This window comes from Kitasatospora sp. Root107 (genome assembly GCF_001424875.1).
In the GTDB taxonomy this organism is placed as follows: Bacteria; Actinomycetota; Actinomycetes; order Streptomycetales; family Streptomycetaceae; genus Kitasatospora.
This window is the reverse complement of the sequence record NZ_LMCT01000069.1, coordinates 1-1,535: the sequence shown is the minus strand read 5'-3', so window position 1 is coordinate 1,535 and position 1,535 is coordinate 1. Positions and strand designations below refer to the sequence as shown.

The window sequence follows — 1,535 nt, the reverse complement described above, 5'->3', positions numbered from 1 at the left end:
ATCGCCGACATGAGACGGGCCGCATCGGCGCGGACGCCGACGACACCCGCGCACGGACAACTGCCCGGGAGGTGTCCTGTTAGCGCTAACATTTCCGAAGGCGAGCCGTGCAGGAATATGTGAGAGCGTAGGTGTCGAGTAGCCAACCGGCGGTGCGGCTGAGCGCACCACGTGCACTGCTAGCGATAACATCGGCCGCTGTTCCAGCGAAATGACGGCGACGTCGTGGGCCGTGCGGCTGGCGGCGGTGATGGTCGGGTCCACCTCCGCACAGGTGCGCCCGGTATGGCCGCAGTGCAGAAGGACGCCCCAAGACCCTCCACGCGGAAGGGTCAGGCACGTCCGCGCCCGCCCCCTTCCGCGTGGTTCAACCTGCGCAGGGTCTATCAGCACATCTGGGCGAAGCGGTGCCGCCGCCTTGGAGCGGCGGCACCGCTTGTACCCGTCAGGCCGGCGGCCGGGTCCGGTTCATCGGTAGCCGGCGGCGGCGATGTTCGCCTGGACCGCATTTTCGGTCGCATCCGACGGGTAGCCCGCGACCATGGCACCCTCGTAGAACGTGCCCGCGCTGTCGTTGATATTGCCTACCTCGGGTGAGCAGCAGTCGCCGCCACTACCCAGGACGATGGCGCCTTGCTTCTTCATCGGGCTGTATACGTTGGGCTCGTTGGGAAGCGCGCCGTCCCACAGGGTGTTCAGGCTTCCGGCCTGGGCATTGCTGCCCTTGATCGCAAATCGCGACGTCCCGTTGTTCTTGAGTGTCGCCGTGACGAACTTGCTGCTGAACGCCTGCTGGTTCGGGTTCCACGTGCTGGCACCACCTGGGAACAGGCCCCATTCGAGGTCGGCCTGCACCCAGGGCCCGGTTCCGGAGCAGCCGCCGAACCAGCAGCTCGTCCCGAAGTAGATGGCGTCCATGGCACCTGGCCCGTCGGCCTTGCGGGTGGTTTCGCTGTTGCCGTAGTCGAAGCAGCAGCCGCTGTTGACATGCGTACCGCTGGTGACCATGTACATGCCCTCGGGTTCGCTGCCCGTCGGGATACCCGTCAGGTGGCCGTCGCGCCAGTAGCTGGTCCCGGAGTTGATGTACAGCGAGTAGGCCTTGCTGCCACCGACCGTCAGCGATTCGGTGGTCGCTACGGCCGGGCGGGTCTGGGGTGAGCCCGGGACCACGCTGGAACCCTGGTACCACAGGTCGTTGCCACGCCCGGACTGATCGAACAGGACCGTGATGACACACGTGGTGTTTGCGCAGAACGAGTCCTGGGCCGCCGCGTTGGCGACGCCGCCAGGGGTCAGTACGCCGATGTTGCGGGTTGTGTTGTCCGAGCGCCTGACCTGATACAGGTCTCCGTTGTAGGCGCTGTAGAGGGCGCGCGTTGTGCTGTGCGCCGCCACGCAGGGCGTACCACCTGCGCCGTAGATGTCACACGGACCGGTGCCGGTGCCCCCGTCCACCTTGACGAGTTGCCATTGCTGGTTGGTGCCGCCCCAGTCGCTGTACTGCACGACGTTGGCGCCGTCGTTGGTGGCCG

Annotated in this window: 1 protein-coding gene; it reads right to left on the bottom strand. The window is 66.4% G+C overall.

The genetic code is table 11. From position 1 onward, the window contains the following. Positions 1 to 468 precede the first annotated feature (468 nt). Positions 469 to 1,535: arabinofuranosidase catalytic domain-containing protein (locus ASC99_RS33430; RefSeq protein WP_057239239.1), on the bottom strand; the 1,067-nt coding region annotated here is incomplete at its 5' end.